The sequence below is a fragment of the Pseudomonas sp. AGC41 genome (assembly GCF_057334555.1).
The window spans coordinates 47,479-49,332 of the sequence record NZ_JBHFJB010000081.1 but is presented as its reverse complement, the minus strand read 5'-3'; the positions used below and the strand labels follow the sequence as shown (position 1 = coordinate 49,332).

Annotated in this window: 2 protein-coding genes; both read right to left on the bottom strand. The window is 62.2% G+C overall.

Going from position 1 to position 1,854, the window contains the following annotated elements; all coding sequences use genetic code 11:
* Positions 1-55: 55 nt before the first annotated feature.
* Positions 56-658: a recombination mediator RecR gene (gene recR, locus ACE04F_RS13915; protein WP_305499942.1), complete on the bottom strand. Its 603-nt coding sequence runs from the start codon at positions 656-658 to the stop codon at positions 56-58.
* A gap of 66 nt (positions 659-724) precedes the next feature.
* Positions 725-1,753, bottom strand: coding sequence for an NADP-dependent oxidoreductase (locus ACE04F_RS13910; RefSeq protein WP_486107534.1), 1,029 nt, complete (start codon positions 1,751-1,753; stop codon positions 725-727).
* Positions 1,754-1,854: the final 101 nt, after the last annotated feature.

Genomic DNA, 1,854 nt, shown 5'->3' with positions numbered 1-1,854 from the left:
ATCCACTGCTTTCGCGAGCAGGCTCGCTCCCACAGGGAGAGCTTATGTAGGGTGGTTACAGAGCGATCGGCTTGCGCCCGGCAAACGAATGCGCCAGCGTCCCGCCATCCACCAGTTCCAACTCGCCACCCAGCGGCACGCCATGGGCGATGCGGGAGGCAACCAGGCCCTTGTTGCCGAGCAGCTGGGCAATGTAATGGGCGGTGGCTTCGCCTTCCACCGTCGGGTTCGTCGCGAGGATGACTTCGGTGAACGTGCCCGCCTCTTCGATGCGCGCCATCAATTGCGGAATGCCAATGGCCTCCGGCCCCAGGCCGTCAAGTGGGGACAGATGGCCCTTGAGCACAAAGTAACGGCCACGGAAACCGGTCTGCTCCACCGCGTAGACATCCATCGGCCCCTCCACCACGCAGAGCAGACTGTCGTCCCGGCGCGGGTCGGCACATTGCGGGCAGAGGTCGTCTTCCGTCAGGGTGCGGCATAAGCGGCAATGCCCTACCCCTTCCATGGCCTGGCTCAAAGCCTGGGCCAGGCGCGACCCGCCGCTGCGATCACGCTCAAGCAATTGCAACGCCATGCGCTGGGCAGTTTTCTGACCCACACCCGGCAAGGTTCGCAGGGCATCGATCAGTTGGCGGATCAAAGGGCTGAAGCTCATGGAGGAAACGTCCGACATAACAACGAGACGCGGTTTATACCCGCGCCTCCGTTTAGCGTCAAATACTCAATCTTTCGACACGCGTATCACCAACTTGCCGAAGTTGCGCCCCTCCAGCAGCCCGATAAAAGCTTGCGGCGCGTTCTCCAGGCCATCCACTACATCTTCGCGGAACTTGACCTTGCCATCGCGCACCCATGGCGCCATCGCACTGATGAATTCCGGCTGGCGGTCGCCGTAGTCGTCAAACACGATGAAACCCTGGATCCGCACGCGTTTGGTCAGCAAGGTGCGTTGCAGTTGCGGCAGACGATCCGGGCCGCTTGGCGGCTGATGATCGTTGTAGGACGCGATCAAGCCGCAGAGAGGGATTCGTGCCTTGGCGTTGAGCAGCGGCACCACCGCGTCGAAGACCTTGCCACCGACGTTTTCGTAATAGATGTCGATGCCCTGGTCGCAGGCCCGGGCCAGTTCGTCGGCGAAATTCGCACTCTTGTGATCGATGCAGGCATCGAACCCCAATTCGTCGACCGCGTATTGACACTTTTCACTGCCGCCGGCGACGCCCACCACCCGCAGCCCCTTGATCTTTGCCACCTGGCCGACCACCGAACCCACGGCGCCCGATGCCGCCGCGACCACCAAGGTCTCCCCTGCCTTGGGTTGGCCGATGTCCATCAAGCCCATGTAGGCGGTCATGCCCGGCATGCCCAGGACCCCGAGCGCCATCGAAGGGCTGGGTAATCCCGACGGGATCGGGATGACGTTACGGCCATCGCTGACGCAGTGGCTCTGCCAGCCCGTAGCGCCGACCACCAGATCGCCCTCCTGGAATTTCGGGTGCATCGAGCGCTCCACCCGACTGACAGCACCGCCGGTCATCACTTCGCCGATTTGTACCGGCGCGGCGTAGGAAGGCGCGTCACTCATACGACCACGCATATAGGGATCGAGCGACAGGAACAGCGTCTTGAGCAGGATTTGCCCGTCCGTCAGGTCCGGCAGCGTCTCCTGTTCAAGACGGAAATTTTCCGCGGTTGGCGCACCTTGGGGGCGCGAGGCCAGGACGATGCGCTGATTGGAAATCGATGACATGGAGGCAATCTCCTTGTTCGGTGGGTGGGCACGTATAGGGAGCAGACCATTGCCGAGGGGGCGGCGTTCGATGTTTGTTCAGTGGGTTCGCAGTGTGGCCT